The 14,319-nt window shown below is 32.9% G+C and carries 18 protein-coding genes and 1 tRNA gene; 8 read left to right on the top strand and 11 right to left on the bottom strand.

The window, feature by feature from the left end; all coding sequences use genetic code 11:
- Nucleotides 1-32: 32 nt before the first annotated feature.
- Nucleotides 33-242 carry a carbon storage regulator gene (locus tag EF513_RS01855; protein WP_125215717.1) on the bottom strand — a complete coding sequence of 70 codons (210 nt, stop codon included), beginning with the start codon at nucleotides 240-242 and terminating at the stop codon, nucleotides 33-35.
- Nucleotides 243-314: 72 nt separating this feature from the next.
- On the opposite strand from EF513_RS01855, the gene EF513_RS01850 reads away from it, so the two are divergent.
- The 6 genes from EF513_RS01850 (at nucleotide 315) to flhB (ending at nucleotide 4,035) form a co-directional block, all read left to right on the top strand.
- Nucleotides 315-776 carry a hypothetical protein gene (locus tag EF513_RS01850; RefSeq protein WP_125215716.1) on the top strand — a complete coding sequence of 154 codons (462 nt, stop codon included), beginning with the start codon at nucleotides 315-317 and terminating at the stop codon, nucleotides 774-776.
- The gene (gene flgC / locus EF513_RS01845; RefSeq protein WP_125215715.1) at nucleotides 773-1,246 is read left to right on the top strand and encodes a flagellar basal body rod protein FlgC; all 474 of its coding nucleotides are present in this window, start codon (nucleotides 773-775) and stop codon (nucleotides 1,244-1,246) included. The genes EF513_RS01850 and flgC overlap by 4 nt, the downstream gene beginning before the upstream one ends.
- Before the next feature lie 10 nt (nucleotides 1,247-1,256).
- Complete coding sequence (locus EF513_RS01840; RefSeq protein ID WP_125215714.1) at nucleotides 1,257-1,565, top strand: flagellar hook-basal body complex protein FliE; 309 nt, start codon at nucleotides 1,257-1,259, stop codon at nucleotides 1,563-1,565.
- Nucleotides 1,566-1,914: 349 nt separating this feature from the next.
- Nucleotides 1,915-2,178 (top strand): flagellar biosynthesis protein FliQ, encoded by a 264-nt coding sequence (gene fliQ / locus EF513_RS01835; RefSeq protein WP_125215713.1) that lies wholly within the window; start codon nucleotides 1,915-1,917, stop codon nucleotides 2,176-2,178.
- A 3-nt stretch (nucleotides 2,179-2,181) separates the two neighbouring features.
- Complete coding sequence (locus EF513_RS01830; RefSeq protein ID WP_125215712.1) at nucleotides 2,182-2,943, top strand: flagellar biosynthetic protein FliR; 762 nt, start codon at nucleotides 2,182-2,184, stop codon at nucleotides 2,941-2,943.
- A 3-nt stretch (nucleotides 2,944-2,946) separates the two neighbouring features.
- Nucleotides 2,947-4,035, top strand: coding sequence for a flagellar biosynthesis protein FlhB (flhB, locus tag EF513_RS01825; RefSeq protein WP_125215711.1), 1,089 nt, complete (start codon nucleotides 2,947-2,949; stop codon nucleotides 4,033-4,035).
- Here flhB and EF513_RS01820 read toward each other — a convergent pair.
- Genes EF513_RS01820 through EF513_RS01790 form a run of 7 tightly spaced genes read right to left on the bottom strand, consistent with a single transcriptional unit; the run spans nucleotide 4,022 to nucleotide 10,488 of the window.
- Nucleotides 4,022-4,360, bottom strand: coding sequence for a DUF2628 domain-containing protein (locus EF513_RS01820; protein WP_125215710.1), 339 nt, complete (start codon nucleotides 4,358-4,360; stop codon nucleotides 4,022-4,024). The genes flhB and EF513_RS01820 overlap by 14 nt on opposite strands.
- A gap of 2 nt (nucleotides 4,361-4,362) precedes the next feature.
- Complete coding sequence (locus tag EF513_RS01815) at nucleotides 4,363-5,088, bottom strand: ABC transporter ATP-binding protein (RefSeq protein WP_125215709.1); 726 nt, start codon at nucleotides 5,086-5,088, stop codon at nucleotides 4,363-4,365.
- Nucleotides 5,081-6,352, bottom strand: coding sequence for a hypothetical protein (locus EF513_RS01810; protein ID WP_125215708.1), 1,272 nt, complete (start codon nucleotides 6,350-6,352; stop codon nucleotides 5,081-5,083). Before EF513_RS01810 ends, EF513_RS01815 begins: the two co-directional genes overlap by 8 nt.
- Complete coding sequence (locus tag EF513_RS01805; protein WP_125215707.1) at nucleotides 6,342-6,974, bottom strand: hypothetical protein; 633 nt, start codon at nucleotides 6,972-6,974, stop codon at nucleotides 6,342-6,344. Before EF513_RS01805 ends, EF513_RS01810 begins: the two co-directional genes overlap by 11 nt.
- A gap of 1 nt (nucleotide 6,975) precedes the next feature.
- Nucleotides 6,976-8,553 carry a hypothetical protein gene (locus EF513_RS01800; protein WP_125215706.1) on the bottom strand — a complete coding sequence of 526 codons (1,578 nt, stop codon included), beginning with the start codon at nucleotides 8,551-8,553 and terminating at the stop codon, nucleotides 6,976-6,978.
- A gap of 11 nt (nucleotides 8,554-8,564) precedes the next feature.
- Entirely contained in the window at nucleotides 8,565-9,287 is a 723-nt protein-coding gene (gene phbB / locus EF513_RS01795; protein ID WP_125215705.1) for an acetoacetyl-CoA reductase, read from the bottom strand.
- A 25-nt stretch (nucleotides 9,288-9,312) separates the two neighbouring features.
- Complete coding sequence (locus tag EF513_RS01790; protein ID WP_125215704.1) at nucleotides 9,313-10,488, bottom strand: acetyl-CoA C-acetyltransferase; 1,176 nt, start codon at nucleotides 10,486-10,488, stop codon at nucleotides 9,313-9,315.
- A gap of 143 nt (nucleotides 10,489-10,631) precedes the next feature.
- Between EF513_RS01790 and EF513_RS01785 the strand changes: the two genes are divergently transcribed.
- A complete protein-coding gene (locus EF513_RS01785; protein WP_125215703.1) occupies nucleotides 10,632-10,907 on the top strand; it encodes a hypothetical protein in 276 nt (91 codons plus the stop codon).
- Between the two features lie 9 nt (nucleotides 10,908-10,916).
- Here the strand turns inward: EF513_RS01785 and EF513_RS01780 are convergent, their stop codons facing one another.
- Together EF513_RS01780 and EF513_RS01775 are read right to left on the bottom strand one after the other, a co-directional pair.
- The gene (locus tag EF513_RS01780) at nucleotides 10,917-11,828 is read right to left on the bottom strand and encodes an ABC transporter substrate-binding protein (RefSeq protein ID WP_125215702.1); all 912 of its coding nucleotides are present in this window, start codon (nucleotides 11,826-11,828) and stop codon (nucleotides 10,917-10,919) included.
- Nucleotides 11,806-12,096 carry a YerC/YecD family TrpR-related protein gene (locus EF513_RS01775; protein WP_125215701.1) on the bottom strand — a complete coding sequence of 97 codons (291 nt, stop codon included), beginning with the start codon at nucleotides 12,094-12,096 and terminating at the stop codon, nucleotides 11,806-11,808. The genes EF513_RS01780 and EF513_RS01775 overlap by 23 nt, the downstream gene beginning before the upstream one ends.
- 165 nt (nucleotides 12,097-12,261) lie before the next feature.
- Between EF513_RS01775 and EF513_RS01770 the strand changes: the two genes are divergently transcribed.
- Nucleotides 12,262-12,348, top strand: a tRNA-Leu gene (locus tag EF513_RS01770).
- 465 nt (nucleotides 12,349-12,813) lie between these two features.
- Here EF513_RS01770 and glnA read toward each other — a convergent pair.
- The gene (gene glnA / locus EF513_RS01765) at nucleotides 12,814-14,217 is read right to left on the bottom strand and encodes a type I glutamate--ammonia ligase (protein ID WP_125215700.1); all 1,404 of its coding nucleotides are present in this window, start codon (nucleotides 14,215-14,217) and stop codon (nucleotides 12,814-12,816) included.
- Between the last annotated feature and the right edge of the window lie 102 nt (nucleotides 14,218-14,319).

Genomic DNA, 14,319 nt, shown 5'->3' with positions numbered 1-14,319 from the left:
TAAGTTAAGATTACAAAAAACCCTAAAGAAGATTATTCTTTAGGGTTTTTTTGTAATTCGGCATTAGCGGCATTTTGGTTTTCTGCAGCAATTCTTTCATATATCTCTCCTCTCAAAACAGTATGATGCAACGGGCATTTAAAGCCTAATATCACCTTACCGCCTCCTACATCTATAATGCTCACTTCAATTTCATTATTGATAAAAACTTTTTGGTTTTTTTTGCGGGTTATATATAACATATTTAATTGACAATTAATAAATTTACTATCAATATCAACTTATTGAAAAAATTAATAATTTTCAAATAGTTTATGAAGTTATATTTAGCATTTTTTCTCACTGTACTACTAGCAAGTGGCAATTATGCCAAAGCAGGCAAGAGAGTTGATATGATGGAAGCGTTAAATGCTAAAATCGATCATGCGGCTAATCTACAAAATGTGATAAATACCAACATATCTCAAGCAAATATTCCTAAAGCTAAGGCAAAAACCCTTGAGAGATTTAATTTGCGTAAGTTGGAAAGGATCAGTAGGCAAAAAAATAGTTTTAATATGAATGTTACTCATAGCAATCATCTTGGGATGAGAAATAAATCTACATATAAAGTAATTAAAGATCGTGATGCTAATGAGGTAACGCCAGTTGGAAATAATATCGTATTGGCAGATCAGTTAAAAAATGCCTCAGATAATAATATTGATTATTCAGAATATACTAGGTTAATGCGTTCAGCCTATAATATGTTAAAAACCGCAACGGGTTCAAGATGAGTAAAATAGTGTACTTATTATTTTGCTTGGTCTTACATTCACTTAGTGCCAGTGCTGGTAATGGAGGATTGCTCGATTCATTAGAAATTTCAGCAGCAGGTATGAAAGTGCAGTCTAAAAGAATGTCAATAGTTTCTCAAAATATGGCTAATGCTGATGCTACTGGCATCTTACCCGGTGAGACGCCCTATCAAAGAAAAATAATTTTTTTTAAGCTTAAACCTGATCGTAAAACAGGCATTGATTTAGTCCAAGTTTATAAAATTTCAAAAGACCAGAGTGATTTTCAAGTAAAATTTGATCCTAAGCATCCGGCAGCTGATAGCAGAGGTTATGTGCTATATCCTAACGTCGATAGGCTGGTTGAGACTATGGATGCCAAAGAAGCGCAGCGAAGTTATGAAGCTAACATGAATGCACTTGAGATTTCAAAATCAATGGTGAAGCAAACATTAGATATTTTAAGGTGAAGCCATAAGTATGAGTATAGATAAAATTGCACAAGCAAGCGTGGCTTATACCCAAAATCTAAAACTTCCTAAAGCAGAAGCCTTAGAAAGTAATGATAAAGTTGCATTATTTAAAAATTTTCTTACACAAAATATTAAAGATGACTTTAGCCGCATTGCTAAAGCTGATCAAATTGCCATTCAATCACTGCAAGGAAAGGCTGATGTAACTCAAGTGGTAGTAGCATTTGCTGAGGCTGAACAAATTGTAAATAAGGTTGTAGCGATTAAGCAATCTTTACTTACAGTAATCAACGACATTATGAAGCTATCATTTTAGCTGGTGTGTATTTTTGTATAGTTATCTAAATTAAAATTATATCAAATTTCTTAAGCTTAGCTATATAGCTGTTATTACTGCTATAAAATTTTAAGGTGCAGGGGTTGATGGTGTTATTGCCAGCTTGATAATTTTAAATTGAACCGTCCCGCTCTATTGGAAATATATTTACCTAGCGTGCTACTACTGGAAATAAGTTATAAGGCTATAACTATAAATAGATTGCATTTATAAAGTGAAGATAACCAAAACTTTATTTACACTTTGCAGATTACTATCTAGGATGATTATTAAGTTTAAACTTTTTTATTAACTATATTATAAAGAAAATATATTCAAAGCATAGTAAATGGATTCAAATGAAGTTTTATATATAGCAACCGAGGCAATTTATGTATTTTTAAAAGCTGCGGCTCCGCTTTTGATTATTGCTTTAGTAATTGGTTTAACTATTTCTTTATTACAAGCTTTAACCCAAATTCAAGAGGCAACCATTGCTTTTGTTCCTAAGTTGTTTGCAGTGCTATTATCGCTAATTTTTCTATTGCCATTTATAGGTAATGGTATCGGTAGTTTTAGTATGAGAATAGCGGAAAAAATAGCAGGCCTATAACTCATGCCTGATTTATCTCAGCTGACAGTGACGGTGTTTTTGAAATTATTATTAATTAATTCCAGAGTTTTACCGATCATTTTAATGTTGCCAAGCATCGGCGAGAGCTTTGTTACAGGAAGAGTAAGAATTTGCGTATCAATTTTAATATCTTTTATCCTGTTTCCATTGCTGCAAGCAGAGCTTATTAAAAATAATAACATTATACTGCTGGCCACCTTTATTACTAACGAAGTTATAGTTGGCCTAATGATCGGCCTTTCAATAAAAATTATTTTCTCTGCGATTAATACAGCTGGGCACATTATCAGCCAACAATCAGGGCTTTCTGCTGCCCAAATGTTTGATCCGGCTCAAGCAATGCAAAGTACATTAGAAGCTAATTTTCTATATATGGTAACTTTAATAACTATTCTTACTTCTAATACCCATCATGTATTTATTACTGGTATTTTTGAAAGTTACAAAGTTTATCCTTTTCTTGAACCTGTTAATTTTGAAAATTTTTCACAAATTATTAGTGGATTGGTAAGTAAAGTGTTTAATATCGCCCTTAAAATTGCCTCCCCTTATTTTGTAATTATTTTGTTAATTATGGCAATGTCGGGGATTATGAATAAAGTAATGCCTACTGTACAAGTCTTTTTTATTATGTTGCCAGTTCAGTTATTAGTTAGTTTTACCATACTCTTTATCTCAGTTAGTGGGGTGGTGTTGTGGTATATTGGTGAGATCAAAGAATTATTAAAGCAATTTTTATTTTAAAATATGGCTGAATCAGAAGGCAAAGATAAGGACCAGGCAACCCAGGACGCAACCCCTAAGCGAATAGAGGATGCTTATAAAAAGGGCCAAATCATTTATTCAAAGGATGTGACTACCTTTTTAATGCTCACTGTGGCTATTTTGGTGCTGCTTAAAATGCTGCCATTGGTACTAAAATCTACCTTTGATAGCTTAGTAATTTATATTCATCATCCAGATCAAATTGATATGAATAATCCAGGCTATTTATCATCAATATATTTAAGAATTTTAAAAGATTTTTCTATTCTGATCTCACCTTTGCTGGTTTTTCTAGTCATTACAGTAATTATATCACCTTCAATGCAGAATATTCGTATAATTTTTAACCCAGAAGCTTTGAAGTTTGATTTCTCTAAAATTTCTATTCTTGCTGGTTTAAGTCGTTTGTTTTCAATGAAGTCGTTGGTGGAGTTTATTAAGGGTATTATCAAGATTATTGTTATTGGCTTTATTAGCTATTTTGTCATCAAAAAACTTTTTCTGAAAAGCCCAATAATGCATGATATTGATGTGCTAGGAATATTATGGGTATTTAAAGAAAACTTATTCTCTTTGCTGGTTAAGATAGCGATATTTTTATTTTTTATCGCAGTATTTGATTACTTCTTTCAAAGATTTAAATTTTTTGAAGATTTAAAAATGACTAAGCAGGAAATTAAGGAAGAGTTTAAGGAATCAGAAGGTAGTCCTGAAGTTAAATCTAAACTTAAGCGCTTACGTGCAGAAAAAAGCAGAAAAAGAATGCTGGCTGAAGTACCTAAAGCGGATGTCATTATTACTAACCCTACCCATTTTGCGGTAGCTTTAAAATATGATATGGAAACCATGCCTGCTCCCATACTGATTGCTAAAGGGTTAGATAGGATTGCGTTAAAAATTAGAGAAATTGCGAGTGAACATGAAGTGCCAATAATTGAAAATCCTCCATTAGCACGAGAGCTATACAGGTTGGTTGATATTAATGAAGAAATACCGCTCGAATATTATCAGGCTGTCGCAGAAATTATTAGTTATGTTTATAAGCTGAAAGGTAAGGCTAATAACTTTTAAGATCTAGATATCTTTGAATGGCCTGATCATTGCTCATTGCTCTAGTTAAGCTAACTAGCTTAAATCCTTGAAGCTGCTTTTGTAATGCAAGAATTTCTCCGGCAAATAGACCAAGGCACAATGAGGGAATGATAACAATAAAATCATTTGAATATTTAACTGATATAAAATTGCATATAAGCTGCAAAGATAAAAAGAATAAAATGCTAAAAAACATTTTGTTATATAACAACCAAAAAATTCCAAACACAAAAGCCCACAGGTTGAAATTACTATTGATAGCTTGATGTTTGTTATTGTGCTCGTATATAAGGTAGCTTTTCATTTTTAATAATAATTAATTGCTTTTAAATATGCTTCTTCAATATTATTAGTATTATATTGAGTAAATAGTTCTTCTAAATTATTATTAAAGCATATTGTGCCATTATGCAAAATGATAATATTATCTGCCATTTCTTCTACATCAGCTAGTAGATGAGAAGTAAAGATTATAGTTTTACCCAAAGCATTGTTTGATTTAAGAATTTGCTTAACTTCATAGCGGGCAGTAGGGTCCAATCCACTCATTGGTTCATCTAAAATCCAGGTGGTGGTGGGAGAAGATAACATTGCAAGAACCCCTATTTTTTGTACCATTCCTTTAGAATAAGTGGAAATTCTTTTATCTAGTTGTTCATAGTTAAAGTTTATTTGCTGGCAATAATTATGGAGGATTTCCTCATTAATTGGGATGTGATAAAAATTTAAAGAAATTTTGATGAATTCTCGGCCAGTAAAATTGTAAGGAGGGTTAAATTTTTCAGGCAAATGAAAAATAGTATATCTTAATCTATAATTTTTAACATCCTTATGATCAAGTTGAACTGAACCATTATAGTTTTGAATTAATCCTAAAAGGATTTTGATAATAGTGGTTTTTCCAATACCGTTTAAACCTACCAGGCACGTAATTTTCCCAGAAGCAATAGTAAGGTTTAGATTGTTTAAAACCTCCGATTGATTGTTAAATCTTTTAGTTAGATTGCTAATGCTGCAGACAAAATTATTCATGATACTCACCTACTGTCATTTTTTTGGTTGAAAATGCTTGGTTGGTATAGAGTGTGATGCTTGCTTCAAAGGTTTCTTTGTCATAAGAGACTTGGGCTCCTGTCTTAATTTGATCTATATCGGGAATAAGATAGTTTGGTTTGATAACAGCAACTAAATGAATAAAGTCTGGAGTAACCTTCTTAATTTTAATACCTAGATTGTCATCACTAAGTGAAGAAGATGATGAGCTAAATCGTTTATTGTTAATCCAGATACTCCAGGTATCTTTATTTAAGTAAAGAATAGATTTTAAATGTAACTTAAAGTCTATTCTTTTTTCTTCTTGCTTTTGATCAGGAGTGGTTTGCGGAGTAGTACGTTTAGCATACATGCTGCGTACCGTGCCGATTAAGAAGCTTTTAAAAGCTTCATTTAATCCTTGAACTTCTTCCGTAGTAAAAATCAAGCTATCGTTCCATAAATCATAAGGGTTAACAATATAATACTCTGATAGCCTGTCTATTAAAGGAGTACTATTTCTCATAGAGCTTTTATTACTAATTGGGGGGTCGCTTTTAATATCTGGCTTAACAGTATTATTGCCAGTAGACAATTCTTTGACATCTAGTAATCCATCAAAATTTAAATTTTTATTAGAATTAATGGTGTTTTGATCTCGCTGAAGGGCTGGTAAGCTAGACGTCTTCTTCTGAATTTCACCATTGATGGTAAATTCATTAGAGTTGATTTTTTCAAGTTCTTTTAACTTGTTAATAGTGTGTAGATCAATTATGGGTGATAAATTTTGAGTTGTATTTAGTTTGCTAGGTGTATTGTTTAAGATGTTGCTACCTAGGCTGCCATTAACTGGATTGGGTATTTCCTCTGTGGTTTGGTCTGAGGGCTTTATTTGCGTTTTAATTGTAGTGAGGCTGTTTTCTAGATCAGCAGGCGTTTCTACGGTAAGTGAGGGAGGTCTAGAATCATCTGTTACCCTTACATTATCAGGGTTAGGGGTAGTATGGGATGGGAGTAAAGGAGATACATTATCTCTAGTTAATATAACCTTTTTTAATTCAATAGCATTAATATTGTCGTTGTCCATTGGAATAGGTAAGTTAGGAGGGCTGCTCTCTTTTTGTTGGGACTGGTTATAACTTGAAGTATCTTGAGTTTGGGAAATGGAGCTGATTTCAGGTAAAAGCACCAAAGGTTTGGAGTCTTCAGCCCAAGCTATGGTAGAATAAGCTATGAATAATAAATGCTTAATGCTATTTTTCATCTTGAATATTTTTAATATTTTGCCACTCAAAAACCATTTTGCATTCAAGTAATTCTGGTAAAATCCCAGCTTTGAGTTTTGCTAAAATCTCACTATTGACTTCAGCAATTTTTTTAATTCTAAGATTTTTATAATTGATGTATCCAGGAAAGTTATGATTGATTTTATCAATAATATTAAACAATACATTGTCGCTCATAGTGGTAAATGATAACTCAACCTGGCTTTTAGTCAAACTAACATGATGGAAATTGGGTTTGTGCACATCTATTGGAGGCGAGATATTAATATCAACCTTTTTAATTAGCCACCTATCTTTGTTAATGGTAGCTATTACTGTTTTGACCCGGTCAAAATCTAAACTATCTCTTTTTTCTTTAATGTCTTTAAGTTTACTCCAAATTTCATTGGCTTTTTTTAAGCTGGTAATTTTCTTTTCTTGCTCGATAAATTGCCGTTGCGCTTCATTGATTTGAATTTCTAAAAAATTTAATTTGTCAGTTTCCTTAGTTATTACTGAATTGATAATTATGTAAGATGAGAGCATTATGCATGCAAGACTGGCAATGATGATCCCTTGAATTTTTAGTTTAGTAGTAATGTGACTTAATTTATTTGCCATATTATTTTATTGGTCCCCTAATTGACATGTCGATTGGGATGGCTTGGTTGTTATCGTCTAAGCTTATTTGCTGATTAAGCCTACTATACTCAATTTGATAATTTTTAAATTTAACTTCTACTCGTTTAATAAAATTATCAAAATTAGCAAATAATTCTTGGTAAGTTTTCCCTTTATTCACAAAGTTTAGTTTTAATAATAATGTGATTCTATTGATGTTGTTAGAGGTATTCATATTATTAGGCAACCTTGCGACGGGTTCGTATTTCCAATCAATCTCAGTAATTCTTACGTCTTGCTTGGTAGTGTTATAAAAATCTACTAGTAATTGTTTGGGGGATAGGCTGGAGGCCATTATATCTTGAAAAATGCTTGCTGATTCTATGATTAAAGTGTTTTCTTTACTATCAATTTTAGTTTGCGTCCTTCTATTAGTGATAGTGGTTTCCAGGCGGGTAATCTCATTTACCTTGTGGGTTGCTTCATTATAAATTTTAAATATTTTATTTATATTTAAGCTATAAAAAGAGATTAAGATGATTATTAGGAATATATTTAAATAAAAAACCACTTGAGCTAACAAGCTATAGTTAGATATTTTTTTGCTATAAGGAGTATGTAGTATTAATTGAGATTTGGATAAATTGGTGTTTATGGCGCACAGAATATCTGTAAATTGGTCCTCTGGTAGTATACCATCTTTTATATTAAGAATTTCTGCTGATTCATAAGGGGTTATAATAATATGTGCAGCTTTAATTTCATGTTGCTCCTTCAAAGATTTTTTAATCTTTTCGTTAGCAATAATAACGATGCCTATTTCATCAGTATTAACGTTGTAATTGCGATTTAAAAACTCAAAAGAATTTTTAATTTCTTGATTAATATTACCAGCAATTACATCAGGAAAATCTTCATTATCAATATTAATTAAGCGTGTAAAAAATACTTTATTGTTTTTATAAAAAATTTGCCTAATTCCACTGACTTTATTATGGAGTATCAGCATTTTAAATTTATAGCTTCTAATATTGTTAAATTCAGCTTTGTTGTTAACTATCTTTTCAATGATGATTGAACTTTCAACCGGCAATAAATATATAGCACGTAATGGGTTAGGAAGAGAGTAAATCGCATCAAGCCATTTAGTCAGAACAGTGTTAATGGGCGATGATACAAAAATATATTGCCATTCGTTAAATTCAGCTGAAGGTGAGGATATTTGAAATAATCCTTTGAGATGATTCTCATCTATAGTTCTAGCTAATTTTTTCTTGGCAATTGAATCAATGCTATATTTACTTACCGGCGGAAAAGTTTGAAGCTGGTAACTTTGTTCAATCACATCTAATAAGATATAGATATGATGCTTAGGATACATTTGGAATAATTGGTTAAATTTTTCTAAATTATCTCCTTCAAGATTGGGAAAGAAATCTCTTGATTCTAAAATATTTTTCTTGATGAAGGATATAACTACTCCTTCATCACCCAAAACTATATAAAAGCCATTCCGCTTTTTATTTAAGCCAAGAGCCTTCCCTTTAATTGAGCTATTTAGCTTATTAAATATAGCCATATAATTTCAAATTACATATGTTGTCCACCATTCACATTAATGGTAGTTCCTGTTATAAAATTAGCCTCATCTGCAGCTAAGAATAAGACACAACGTGCAATGTCAGCCGGAGAACCCATTTTGCCTACAGGAATACCTTGTTTGATACTGTTTAATACCTCTGGCTTCATTTGGCTGGTCATGTCAGTTTCAATATATCCTGGTGCGATTGCATTTACAGTGATATTTTTATTGGCATTTTCAAGTGCTAAAGCTTTTGTAAATCCTAATATACCAGCTTTGGCTGCAGAGTAGTTTACTTGTCCCATCTGACCCTTTACACCATTAATTGAACTGATGTTGACTATTCTACCAAAGCCGTGTTCTCTCATATGAGGAATTAATGCGTGGCACATGTTAAAGCATGAATATAAATTGGTTTTTAATACTTCATCCCAATCCTGATAGGTTGATTTATGTAGCATCCTGTCTCTAGTAATTCCAGCATTGTTAACCAATATTTCAGGGTGTTTGCCGTATTTGGTAACAATTTGATTTATATGTAATTGGCATTGCTCAAATTCGGCTACGTTCCATTTGAAAGCTTCGATGCCAAACTCATCTTGAAATTGCTTTGCTGCCTCTTCGTTGCTGATATAGGTAGTAATAACTTTAAAGCCATTGTTTTTTAATTCTAATGCAATCTCTTTTCCAATCCCTCTGGTTCCACCGGTGACTAGTGCAATTCTTGACATTTAATCCTCTTATTTAATTTATAAATTATTTTTCTAATTCTACAGTTAAGGCAATCCCCATTCCGCCGCCAATGCAAAGGGTAGCTAAGCCTTTTGAACGATTTGACCTTTTCATTTCATGTAAAAGAGTAACCAGCACGCGAGTGCCAGAGGCTCCTATTGGGTGTCCTATAGCAATTGATCCGCCATTTACATTGACTTTGCTGAGATCTAGTCCAAGTTCTTTACTGACGCATAACGCCTGTGCAGCAAAGGCTTCATTGGATTCAATTAAATCTAGATCTTTAATCTGCCAAGCTGATTTGGCTAAGGCCTTTTTGACTGCTTCAATTGGCCCTGTCCCCATAATTTCAGGTTCTACTCCTGCTTGAGCCCATGCTTTGATTGAGGCAAGAGGTTTAAGGCCTAACTCTTGAGCTTTAGTACGACTCATCAGTAATATCATTGCTGCTCCATCATTAATTCCTGAGGCGTTACCTGCAGTAACGGTGCCACTCGGATCAAATGCCGGTCTCAGTTTAGCTAATGAATCTAGTGTAGTGCCAAATTTAGGAAATTCATCTTGTTCAAAGGTAATTTCTTCCTTACGTTGCTTAACTTTGATTGGAATAATTTCTTCTTTAAAGCGCCCTGTTTTAATGGCATTTTCTGCTTTGTTTTGTGATTCTAGTGAAAGCTTGTCTTGCTCTTCTCTAGAAATATTCCATTTTTTAGCAATGTTTTCTGCCGTAATACCCATGGAGTAGTTGTTGAAAATATCGGTAAGACCATCAAACAACATGGTATCAACTAATTTACCATCACCCATTTTAGTGCCATCCCTTAAATGAATGGCATGAGGAGCCATGCTCATATTTTCTTGACCACCAGCGATAATTATATCGGCATTGCCTGATTTAATAGCCATCATGCCTAATGCAACCGATTTGAGACCTGAGCCGCAAACTTGATTGATTGTAAAGGCAGGAGTTGAGATATCTAGCCCAGCTTTAATAGTAGCCTGCCTAGCTGGATTTTGACCTTGAGCAGTAGTTAAAACTTGCCCGATAATAACTTCATCTATTTGGTTATTTTTTAGATTGTTACGGTTAATAATTTCTTTAATAAGATTTGCACCTAAATCATGGGCGGCGATTTTTGAAAGAGTACCATTAAAACTGCCTACAGCGGTTCTAATCGCATCAATAATTACAACTTCCATTAAATTTATCCTTTATTGTTTTATTAAAAGTTTGAATTTAATTTAATTTTGTTGTTAATGATATTAGCTTATGGCTTATTGCACAAGAAAATTAAATCATAAGTTGCATTACTATTAAAAAATTTAACTATTGGAGAAGATAAATGTTAAAATTAAAATATTTTGGGATAATTTTATTTGGTTTATTTATTTTAAATTCCTCTTTTGCTTTATCAGAAACTGTAAAAGAATCTCAAGTGGGTGATAGCTTAAGTGCAGAGTTGCAAGAAGAGCTTGATGAGTATTACCAAAAACTAAAAGATTTGAATAAACAAAAAAAAGAATTGTTTAAAGAATTATCAGACAAAGCAAAGCAGACAATTAAAGATCAAATTGCCCGCAGAACTCAAACTAGAAAACATTATAAAAATAAAAACTAAGTTATATTTTTAGTGGTTGGCTTGGTGAATAACTGCTTTGGCTTTTTGGATTGAATAGATTTTTTTAGGATCTTTTAAAATTTGTAAAGCAAGTTCTGCGGTTTGTTCGCCAAGTTTATACTGATCAACCCCGTAAGCCGCAATAGCGCCAAGAGGAATAGTATCAGTATCGCTTGAGTAAACAGGTACTTTTTTACTTTTAGCAATATTAGTAATGATTTTTATAGCAGATAGAGCATTATTATCGTTGTTAATAAAGATAGCTTCTGCTTCATTAATCAGTCGGTATGTTGCTTGGGCGGCTTCTGTAGCTTTGGTTGCAGGGGCAATAACTAAGTCTAAAGCCTGTTCCTGACAATAATTTTCTAGCTCAGTTAGTGCCTTTACTGAGTTAATTTCACTGGGATTATAGATAGTACCAATTTTTTTCAATTGGGGTTGTAGTGAACGAAAAAATTTCATTTGTTCTTTTACTGGAACATGGTTGCTAATACCCGTAAAGCCTAAATGCGGTATGTTGTTGTTATCGGCAAGACCGGCGGTAATTGCGTCGGTTACCGAGGTAAAGATTACAGGATTTTTAGTTTGATTATGAAAGGGCAGAAATGCTTGTGCGGCACTTGTACCTACGGCAATGATAATCTCAGGTTCTTGGCTGACATATTTTTGAGCAATTTGCTTAGCTAAAATAGGTTGCCCTTGAGCGGACTCGGTGTGGATATTAAATTTTCTAGTTACTGTTTGATTGCGCCCTAAATAATCTATAATCCCTTTGGTGGTTTGATCAAGTGCAGGGTGGTCAATGATTTTTAAAATCATTACTTGGGTTGGTTTATTATCTTTTTGAGCAGCATAAATATTAGGGATACACAGTAATATGCTTATTGCTGCAATTAATTTAATTATTATCATTCTTTGCATTTGCTAACCTTTCTAATGCTATTTTATAACCTTGATGTGGTTCTTGATTTAAAAACCTGGCTACGCGCCCTATAGTTGCAATACTTACACCCGTTTGAGCATGAATTTGCTGATAAGAAAGGTTAGTGCTATTTAAAACTTTTGCTATATTAAATCTCTCAGACATGTCTTTGATTTCTTTGGGAGTGCACAAGTCCTTAAAAAATTTTTTGACTTCCTGAGGGGTTTTTAGTGTTAACAATGCTTGATATAATTGCTCTTCTATCATAATTAATTACTATGTTATTATGCTACCATGTTAGTATAAATGATTTTTTTGTCAATGAAACATATTTTAATGTTAAATTACTTAAATAGTAAAATTAAGGTGAAAAACTTATGAATTTGATCTTGCATAATCATAAAAATTGAATATACTGCAAAAATCATTTGTGCCCGCGTGATGGAATGGTAGACATAACGGACTTAAAATCCGTGGGGCTTTACGCCCTTGCCGGTTCAAGTCCGGCCGCGGGTACCATTCTTAAATATTCCTCGTTTTTTAGTTCCCACTCAATTATTAAATAATATTTTATTTAGGGCATATAAAGTATATAAAAAAGCCAGTTATATGCGGTAAGTAAAATATTAGTAAGGTTACGGAAGCCAAGCAAAGAGAGTGATAATTCTCCTGAAATCAAGTAAGCCAAGGGCTATTTTTGAAGCTTAATTTGAAAGTAATTTTAGTATCAAAATTTGCTCTTGAGTTTCTTTAAGTGTATAAATAACTATTTAGCTACTTCCGGAGCTGCGTTGTTCCTAAAATCCCGCTGATGCTTAAAGTGTATTATTATTTATAGAGCTATTAAGCGGCGCATATCCAGGGAAGTTATTTAAATGGCGATTATAAAGTGCAATAATCTAACTTATAATGATATCTAGTGGGCAAATTAATAATAAAAAAGCGACCAGAGAATAAGCCGCCTTTTTATGTTTATGCTAGTATTTAATAATACATTTCAAATTCTAAAGGATGCGGATGAATTTTAAGCAGATCTGCTTCCTGGCGTTTAAGTTTTATATAAGTTTGGATAAATTCTTTGGAGAATACTCCTCCTTTTAATAAGTAATCATGATCTTGTTCTAAACTATCTAAAGCTTCATCTAATGAGTGGCTTAAAGAATCAATTTTGTTTAATTCTTCTTGTGATAATTCGTATAAATTTTGTTCAGTGGCTTCACCTGGATGAATTTTGTTGATAATGCCATCTAGTCCCGCCATTAAAAGTACGGTGGTTAACAAATAAGGATTAGCTGAAGGATCTGGAAATCTTGCTTCAATTCTTCTAGCTTTTTCATTGTTACTATAAGGTATTCTAATGCCGGCAGATCTATTGCAAGCAGAATAGGCAAGTGCCACAGGTGCTTCATAGCCAGGAACTAATCTTTTGTAACTATTGGTAGTAGGGTTGGTAAAGGCGTTGATACTTTTACCATGTTTGATAATTCCACCAATATAATATAAAGCAAGATCAGAAAGCCCTGCATATTTGTTACCAGCAAATAGATTTTTTCCATCTTTCCAAAGTGATTGATGCACATGCATGCCTGAACCATTTTCATATATAAGTGGTTTAGGCATAAAGGTAATGGATTTGCCATAGCTTAATGCTATATTATGGGCAACATATTTAAATTTTTGTAAATTATCAGCGCTTCTTACTAAATCATCGTGAGCAAAACCTACCTCACTTTGCGCAGAAGAAACTTCATGATGATGTAGAGTAGCTTTGATTCCAACTGATTTCATGGTGGTTAGCATTTCAGAGCGTAAATCGTTACCATGGTCAAACGGTTGAGAGGTTAAATATCCTGATTTTGGTTTGCATTTGTAACCATTATTACCAGCTTCGTTTTTTATACCGTTATTAATGGACAGTTCTGTAGAGTTTAAGTGGTAATAACTTTCATGCTTGCTTGCTTTAAATCTAACATCGTCAAATATAAAAAATTCTGGCTCTGGTCCGAAATAAGCCTGATCGGCAAGACCAGTTTTGTGTAGATAGTCTATTGCTCTTTTAGCAATTGATCTGGGATCTCGATCATATCCTTTATTTTCTCCAGGGATTTCAACCGTACAGATGATATTTAAAGTAGGCTGAGCGGTAAATGGATCAACAAAAGCTGTTGAGAGGTCAGGCTTAGTCAACATATCGGAATTATTAATTGCACGCCAGCCAGGTAAGGAGCAACCGTCAAAGGCACCACCATGTGTATTAATTAATTCCATGGCGGTTTCTACTTCATAAGAAAAGTGATGCCATTTGCCAAAAATATCAGTAAATCTAAAATCAACTATCTCAATCTCATATTCTTTTACTAATTCTTTGATATGATTTAAGTCTGCCATGTATTTTTGCCCCTTAGAACTTATAGTCTTTACAAGGTATTAAAACCTAAAGTTAAAATATTTAAATTATAGCAATTATATATATATGTTTTGCAATAATTC

It is taken from the genome of Rickettsiales endosymbiont of Stachyamoeba lipophora (assembly GCF_003932735.1).
GTDB lineage: Bacteria > Pseudomonadota > Alphaproteobacteria > Rickettsiales > 33-17 > RICK01.
This window is presented reverse-complemented; position numbering and strand designations above follow the sequence as displayed.

Coding starts and splice junctions, on each gene's coding strand:
- EF513_RS01855 (WP_125215717.1), bottom strand. CDS start 242: ATGTTATATATAACCCGCAAAAAAAACCAAAAAGTTTTTATCAATAAT.
- EF513_RS01850 (WP_125215716.1), top strand. CDS start 315: ATGAAGTTATATTTAGCATTTTTTCTCACTGTACTACTAGCAAGTGGC.
- flgC (WP_125215715.1), top strand. CDS start 773: ATGAGTAAAATAGTGTACTTATTATTTTGCTTGGTCTTACATTCACTT.
- EF513_RS01840 (WP_125215714.1), top strand. CDS start 1,257: ATGAGTATAGATAAAATTGCACAAGCAAGCGTGGCTTATACCCAAAAT.
- fliQ (WP_125215713.1), top strand. CDS start 1,915: ATGGATTCAAATGAAGTTTTATATATAGCAACCGAGGCAATTTATGTA.
- EF513_RS01830 (WP_125215712.1), top strand. CDS start 2,182: ATGCCTGATTTATCTCAGCTGACAGTGACGGTGTTTTTGAAATTATTA.
- flhB (WP_125215711.1), top strand. CDS start 2,947: ATGGCTGAATCAGAAGGCAAAGATAAGGACCAGGCAACCCAGGACGCA.
- EF513_RS01820 (WP_125215710.1), bottom strand. CDS start 4,360: ATGAAAAGCTACCTTATATACGAGCACAATAACAAACATCAAGCTATC.
- EF513_RS01815 (WP_125215709.1), bottom strand. CDS start 5,088: ATGAATAATTTTGTCTGCAGCATTAGCAATCTAACTAAAAGATTTAAC.
- EF513_RS01810 (WP_125215708.1), bottom strand. CDS start 6,352: ATGAAAAATAGCATTAAGCATTTATTATTCATAGCTTATTCTACCATA.
- EF513_RS01805 (WP_125215707.1), bottom strand. CDS start 6,974: ATGGCAAATAAATTAAGTCACATTACTACTAAACTAAAAATTCAAGGG.
- EF513_RS01800 (WP_125215706.1), bottom strand. CDS start 8,553: ATGGCTATATTTAATAAGCTAAATAGCTCAATTAAAGGGAAGGCTCTT.
- phbB (WP_125215705.1), bottom strand. CDS start 9,287: ATGTCAAGAATTGCACTAGTCACCGGTGGAACCAGAGGGATTGGAAAA.
- EF513_RS01790 (WP_125215704.1), bottom strand. CDS start 10,488: ATGGAAGTTGTAATTATTGATGCGATTAGAACCGCTGTAGGCAGTTTT.
- EF513_RS01785 (WP_125215703.1), top strand. CDS start 10,632: ATGTTAAAATTAAAATATTTTGGGATAATTTTATTTGGTTTATTTATT.
- EF513_RS01780 (WP_125215702.1), bottom strand. CDS start 11,828: ATGCAAAGAATGATAATAATTAAATTAATTGCAGCAATAAGCATATTA.
- EF513_RS01775 (WP_125215701.1), bottom strand. CDS start 12,096: ATGATAGAAGAGCAATTATATCAAGCATTGTTAACACTAAAAACCCCT.
- glnA (WP_125215700.1), bottom strand. CDS start 14,217: ATGGCAGACTTAAATCATATCAAAGAATTAGTAAAAGAATATGAGATT.